General features: G+C 67.9%; 3 protein-coding genes. All 3 read left to right on the top strand.

What is annotated here, in order from left to right; all coding sequences use genetic code 11:
- The first annotated feature begins 136 nt into the window (after positions 1-136).
- The 3 genes from AC6LJ5_RS23165 (at position 137) to AC6LJ5_RS23155 (ending at position 6,818) form a co-directional block, all read left to right on the top strand.
- Entirely contained in the window at positions 137-682 is a 546-nt protein-coding gene (locus AC6LJ5_RS23165; RefSeq protein WP_498141733.1) for a YqaA family protein, read from the top strand.
- Between the two features lie 136 nt (positions 683-818).
- On the top strand, positions 819-4,781 hold the full coding sequence (locus tag AC6LJ5_RS23160; RefSeq protein ID WP_103271471.1) for a DUF3683 domain-containing protein: 3,963 nt from the start codon (positions 819-821) through the stop codon (positions 4,779-4,781).
- A 165-nt stretch (positions 4,782-4,946) separates the two neighbouring features.
- Positions 4,947-6,818, top strand: a complete 1,872-nt coding sequence (locus AC6LJ5_RS23155; protein WP_498141732.1) for a DUF3857 domain-containing transglutaminase family protein — start codon at positions 4,947-4,949, stop codon at positions 6,816-6,818.
- The last annotated feature ends 4 nt before the right edge of the window (positions 6,819-6,822 follow it).

Genomic DNA, 6,822 nt, shown 5'->3' with positions numbered 1-6,822 from the left:
GGGGGGAGGGGGTGGGGCAGATTACCATAGGGAAACCGGCCCGCAGCCAGGCCCGGCGCGGCTTGCGGGGCCGTGGCGCGGGGCGGCCGGCGGCTTGGACGGCGCGCCGGGCCGGTCGCGGCTACACTCGCGCATCATGGAAGAAAGTCTGTTGTCCGCCATCCACTGGCTGCTCACGGTGCTGGCCTTGCCGTCCGTCGGGCTGTCAGCCATTTTCACGGTCTCGCTGGTGTCCGCGACCCTGTTGCCGCTCGGTTCCGAGCCGGCGGTGTTCGGCTACATCAAGCTGGCGCCGGACATGTTCTGGCCGGCCGTGCTGGTGGCGACGCTGGGCAATACCATCGGCGGCGCGATCAGCTATGCCATGGGGCTGGCCGCCGAGCGCGCGGTGCAGCGCTGGAAGGAAAAACACCCCCATCCCCACGAGTCCCATCCCGATGCCGGGCCCGACGGCCGCATGCGCGGCCGCTGGAACCAGCGCGCGCACGCCTGGCTGCACCGCATGGGTCCGCCGGCGCTGCTGCTGTCCTGGCTGCCGGTCGTGGGCGACCCGCTGTGCGCCGTGGCCGGGTGGCTGCGGCTGTCATTCTGGCCCTGCGTGGCCTACATGGCCATCGGCAAGTTCCTGCGCTACGTGGCGATGACGGCCGGCCTGTTGTGGTTCTTCCCGGGGCCGCTCTGACGCTTCGGATTTGTCCGAAAATAAAGGGACGTATCAATAGTCGCACGCGTATTGCCGGGCGCGCCGGCGGGGATATTCGGGGCCGGGCCGCGCGATGGCATAAAATGATTTTTTAAGGGCCCACTCTTGCGCTTCCATGAACGCCCCACTCGCTAGCCACATCCTGACCGGGGCGTTGCCGCCCGCCGCACCCGCGCGCTTGCGCGAGATTCCTTACAACTACACCTCGTTTTCCGACCGGGAAATCGTGGGCCGGCTTTTGGGCGAAGACGCCTGGAGCCTGCTCAGCGACCTGCGAGGCGAGCGCCGCACCGGCCGTTCCGCCCGCATGCTGTATGAGGTGCTGGGCGACATCTGGGTGGTGCGCCGCAATCCCTACCTGCAGGACGACCTGCTGGACAATCCCAAGCGCCGCAAGCAGCTGATCGACGCGCTCAACCATCGCGTGGGCGAGATCGACCGCCGCCGCGAGCCGGGCACGCCGGCCGAGGCCGGCCATGATCCGCAGCGCGACGAGAAGGTCGTGAGCCTGCTGGCGCGGGCGCGTTCCGCCATCGCCGCCTTCGAGGGCGAGTTCGACCAGACCGCCATGCTGCGCAAGCAGGCGCAGAAGACGCTGGGCCGCATCACCGCGCGCGACAACATCAAGTTCGATGGCCTGTCGCGCGTTTCGCACGTGACCGACGCCACCGACTGGCGCGTCGAGTACCCGTTCGTGGTGCTGACGCCGGATTCGGAGGACGAGATCGCCGCGCTGGTCACGGCCTGTATCGAGCTGGGCCTGACCATCGTGCCGCGCGGCGGCGGCACCGGCTATACCGGCGGCGCCATTCCGCTGACCTGGAAGTCGGCCGTCATCAACACCGAGAAATTCGACAAGCTGGGCAAGGTCGAGTCCTGTATCCTGCCCGGCCTGACCGAGCCTGTGGCGGTGATTCACGCCGGCGCCGGCGTGGTGACCAAGCGCGTGTCCGAGGCCGCCGAGGCCGCCGGCTTCGTGTTCGCGGTGGACCCGACTTCGGCCGAGGCGTCCTGCGTGGGCGGCAACATCGCCATGAACGCGGGCGGCAAGAAGGCCGTGCTGTGGGGCACCGCGCTGGACAATCTGGCCTGGTGGCGCATGGTCGATCCGGACGGCAACTGGCTCGAAGTCACGCGCCTGGCCCACAACATGGGCAAGATCCACGACGTGGACGTGGCGCGCTTCGAACTCAAGTGGTTCGACGGACGCGGCAAGCCCGGCGAACGCCTGCTCAAGACCGAGACGCTGGAGATCGCCGGCCGCGTGTTCCGCAAGGAAGGTCTGGGCAAGGACGTCACCGACAAGTTCCTGGCCGGCCTGCCCGGCGTGCAGAAGGAAGGCTGCGACGGCCTGATCACCTCGGCGCGCTGGGTGCTGCACCGCATGCCCAAGCACACCCGCACGGTCTGCATGGAGTTCTTCGGCCAGGCGCGCGACGCGATTCCGTCGATCGTCGAGGTCAAGGGCTACCTGGACGGCGAGGGCCGCGAGCGCGGCGCCATCCTGGCCGGCCTGGAGCATCTGGACGAGCGCTACCTGCGCGCGGTGGGCTACGCCACCAAGAGCAAGCGCGGCGTGCTGCCCAAGATGGTGCTGATCGGCGACATCGTCGGCGACGACGAGGACGCGGTGGCCGCGGCCGCCAGCGAAGTGGTGCGCCTGGCCAATACTCGCCACGGCGAAGGCTTCGTGGCCGTCAGCGCCGAGGCGCGCAAGAAATTCTGGCTCGACCGTTCGCGCACCGCCGCCATCGCGCGCCACACCAACGCCTTCAAGATCAACGAAGACGTGGTGATCCCGCTGCCGCGCATGGGCGAGTACACGGATCACATCGAGCGCATCAATATCGAGCTGTCCACCAGCAACAAGCTGCGGCTGCTGACCGAGCTGGACGCCTACCTGGCGAGCCCGCTGCCGGTGGGCAAGGCCGAGGACGCGGCCGACGCCGAGATCACCCGCGCCGAGGTGCTGGCCGAGCGCACGCGCCAGGCGCAGGAACTGCTGGCCGGCGCGCGCCAGCGCTGGCAGTGGCTGCTGGACAACCTGGACCTGCCGCTGATCCAGGCGCTGCCCGAACTGGGCGGGCTGGGCCTGGGCGCGCTGCAAGGCGCGCTGTCGGACCGTCTGGCCGCGCAGCCCGCCGCCCGCGTCTTCGACGTGGTGCAGGACCGGACCATCCGCGTGTCCTGGAAGGTGGAAGTGCTGGCGGGCCTGCAGCGCCTGTTTTCCGGCGCGGCCGGCAAGCGCATCCTGGACGAACTCGTCGCCATCCATGGCCGCGTGCTCAAGAGCCGCGTGTTCGTGGCCCTGCACATGCACGCCGGCGACGGCAACGTGCACACCAACATCCCGGTCAACTCCGATGACTACGGCATGCTGCGCGAGGCCCACGCGGCCGTCGAGCGCATCATGCAGATCGCGCGCGACCTGGACGGCGTGATCTCGGGCGAGCACGGCATCGGCCTGACCAAGTACGAATTCCTGACCGAGGCCGAGCTGGCCCCGTTCCAGGAATACAAGCGCCGCGTCGACCCCAACGGCCACTTCAACGCCGGCAAGCTGATGCCCGGCGCGGACCTGCGCCACGCCTGGACGCCCAGCTTCAGCCTGATGGGACACGAATCGCTCATCATGCAGCAGAGCGATATCGGCGCCATCTCCGAATCCATCAAGGACTGCCTGCGCTGCGGCAAGTGCAAGCCGGTCTGTTCGACCCACGTGCCGCGCGCGAACCTGCTGTACTCGCCGCGCAACAAGATCCTGGCGACTTCGCTGCTGGTCGAGGCCTTCCTGTACGAAGAGCAGACCCGTCGCGGCGTCAGCCTGAAGCACTGGGAAGAGTTCGAGGACGTGGCCGACCACTGCACGGTCTGCCACAAGTGCTACACGCCCTGTCCGGTGGACATCGACTTCGGCGACGTGTCCATGAACATGCGCGCGCTGCTGCGCCGCATGGGCCGCAAGTCGTTCAACCCCGGCACGGCCAGCGCCATGTTCTTCCTGAACGCGAAGGATCCGGCCACCATCAACGCCACCCGCAAGGCCATGGTGGGCGTGGGCTACAAGATCCAGCGCGCCGCGCATGACCTGCTGTCGGGCCTGGCGCGCAAGCAGACCGCGCAGCCGCCCGCCACGGTGGGCAAGCCGGCGCTGCGCGAGCAGGTCATCCACTTCGTCAACAAGAAGATGCCGGGCGGCCTGCCCAAGCAGGCCGCGCGCAAGCTGCTGGACATCGAGGACGCCAACTACGTTCCGATCATCCGCGATCCGAAGACGACCTCGGCCGACACCGAGGCGGTGTTCTACTTCCCCGGCTGCGGTTCCGAGCGCCTGTTCTCGCAGGTGGGCCTGGCGACCCAGGCGATGCTGTGGCACGCCGGCGTGCAGACCGTGCTGCCGCCGGGCTACCTGTGCTGCGGCTATCCCCAGCGCGGCAACGGCATGACCGACAAGGCCGAGCAGATCATCACCGACAACCGGGTGCTGTTCCACCGCGTGGCCAACACGCTGAACTACCTGGACATCAAGACCGTGGTGGTCAGCTGCGGCACCTGCTACGACCAGCTGTCGGGCTATGAGTTCGACAAGATCTTCCCGGGCTGCCGCCTGATCGACATCCACGAATACCTGCTGGAAAAGGGCATCAAGCTCGACGGCGCCAAGGGCGTGCGCTACATGTACCACGACCCCTGCCACACGCCCATGAAGCTGCAGGATCCGATGAAGACCGTGCGTTCGCTGGTGGGCGACGGCGCCATCAAGAGCGACCGTTGCTGCGGCGAGTCCGGCACGCTGGCCGTCTCGCGGCCCGACGTGTCCACGCAGGTGCGCTTCCGCAAGCAGGAAGAGCTGCTCAAGGGCGCCGAGACGCTGCGCGGCGACGGCTACAACGGCGACGTGAAGGTGTTGACGTCCTGTCCGTCCTGCCTGCAGGGCCTGTCGCGCTACGAGGGCGACACCGGCATGGACGCCGACTACATCGTGGTCGAGATGGCGCGCCACATCCTGGGCGAAGGCTGGATGGAAGACTATGTGCGCCGCGCCAACGCGGGCGGCATCGAGCGCGTGCTGGTGTAGCCGTCACGCGCCCGCCTGCCGGCGGGTATCGCTGTCTTGCAAACGCCCGGCGGTTCCGCCGGGCGTTTTGCTTTGCGCGACGCCAGCGGCGGCCGATGGCTTGTATGGTTACTATGTATCAAATAACATTGAGTCTCAATTTACTTTTTGATGGCTCGCCGTTTGATGCCCCGTTTCCCCCGCACCCCGATCCTGGCCGCCTTCCTGGCGGCGACCAGCCTGCCCGCCGCCGCCGCGCTGCAGCCCGTATCCGAAGCGCCCCTGGCCGGAGATGTTGAATTCCAGTGCCGCTTCGGACAAGACAACAGCACCGAATGCCTGAGCACTTACCGCTACACCATCCTGACGCTGTCCGGGCGCGACCTGATTTCTCGCGTGGATCGCAGCTACGCGGAAAACGACAGTCTCGAGGTGGTGCGCGCCGAGGTGATCCAGCCCGGTGAAAAGCCGGTTGCGCTGGACGCGGCGCAGATCGACACGCGGATGGCGCCCAATCCGGAACAGGGCTTTCTGCGGCAAAAGCAGACCTCGCTGGCCTTTCCCAATCTGCGGGTCGGCAGCACCATCGTCTATACGCTGCGCGAGCGCTTTGCCGCCGTGCCGCACGCCACGCAGTTCCACTACGTGATGGAGCAGGCGCCGCGCCCGGTGCGGCAGGACCGCTTCCATGCCGAATTCCGCGCCGATCGGCCGATGACCTGGCGCGCGCAGGCCATGGAGGATTTCCAGGTCCAGGCTTCCCCTGACGGCAAGCATATCGTCGTCGACCTGAAGAGCGCGCCGCGCTATCTCGCCTACGTCGACGAGCCGGACAGTGGCTATCTGCGGCGCTCGCCGCGCCTGGATGTCGGCAGCGCCACGGCGGCGCAGGACTACTTCGGCACCTTCGCCGCGCGCTACAACGAGATCCTGGCCGCCGCGCTGCCCAAGGCCGCCGCGGCGGCGGCGCAAGCCGCGCGCGACCAGGCGCCCCGGCAGGCCGTCGCCGGCCTCATGCGGCACATCAATGATCGCTATCGCTATCTGGGCGACTGGCGCGGCACCGAGCGCGGCCAGATTCCCTTTTCCCTGCAGGAAATCGAAAGCCACGGCTACGGCGACTGCAAGGATCTGGCCATCCTGCTGACGGCCATGCTGCGCGGCGCGGGCATCAAGGCCGAGCCGGCGCTGGTGGCGCGCGGCACTGTCGCGCCGGAGCTGTTGTTGCCCGGCCTGTCCGCGCCCAATCACGCCATCGTGCGCGCCGAGGTCGACGGCGAGACCTGGTGGCTCGATCCCACCAATCCCGTGTTCGTGCCGGGCTTCACCATGCCGGATATCCAGCAGCGCTGGGCGCTGGTGATCGATGGCGCGGGCGCCGTGCACCGCGAGGATATTGCTCTGGCGAGTCCGAAGGGTGGAGCGGCCGTCGTCCGCCACGAGCGTTTCCTGCGTGACGGGCAGGCCGAGGTCCGTTCTTCCGTCGTGCTGTCGGGCATGTCGGCGGCGGAGTTGAGCGTGGGCGATCGCCAGCACGGCAGGGTGGGCATGGATCAGCTCCTGTGCCGCCATTTCGCGTCGGAGAACCGCGACTGCGCCTTGCGGCGCGAGTCCAGTGATTTCGTCATGGCTTCCGCGTACCGCATCGACGCCGAGCTGGTCGACCTGAAGGCGCTGGACCGCGTGGGCGACCACTATGTCCGTGCGCAGGTGCATCACATGACCGACGAGTGGGAAGCGTTCGCGCGCTATCGCCGCTCCGGCCAGCTGAGCGATCTCTACCTGGGATCGCCGGAGACGGCCTCGTATGACGTGACGCTCACGGGCGCGACCGTCGAGTCGCCTGCGTTGCATTGCACGCTGCGCTCATCCTGGTTCGACCTGGACCTGGACGGAGAACCCACGGACGCCGGCTACCGCTATCGCTACAAGTCGGTGAGGAAAGCCGCCTGGTTCAGCCACGCCGAAATCATGTCGGACGCATTCGGCAAGGCGGTCGAGCAGGGCCGCGCCTGCGCGGAGCAGCTGCGCATGGCCGTGAAACTGCCGCCGGCCTGACGCG

Source organism: Achromobacter sp. 1011791174 (genome assembly GCF_059760925.1).
This window is presented reverse-complemented; position numbering and strand designations above follow the sequence as displayed.

Coding starts and splice junctions, on each gene's coding strand:
- AC6LJ5_RS23165 (WP_498141733.1), top strand. CDS start 137: ATGGAAGAAAGTCTGTTGTCCGCCATCCACTGGCTGCTCACGGTGCTG.
- AC6LJ5_RS23160 (WP_103271471.1), top strand. CDS start 819: ATGAACGCCCCACTCGCTAGCCACATCCTGACCGGGGCGTTGCCGCCC.
- AC6LJ5_RS23155 (WP_498141732.1), top strand. CDS start 4,947: ATGCCCCGTTTCCCCCGCACCCCGATCCTGGCCGCCTTCCTGGCGGCG.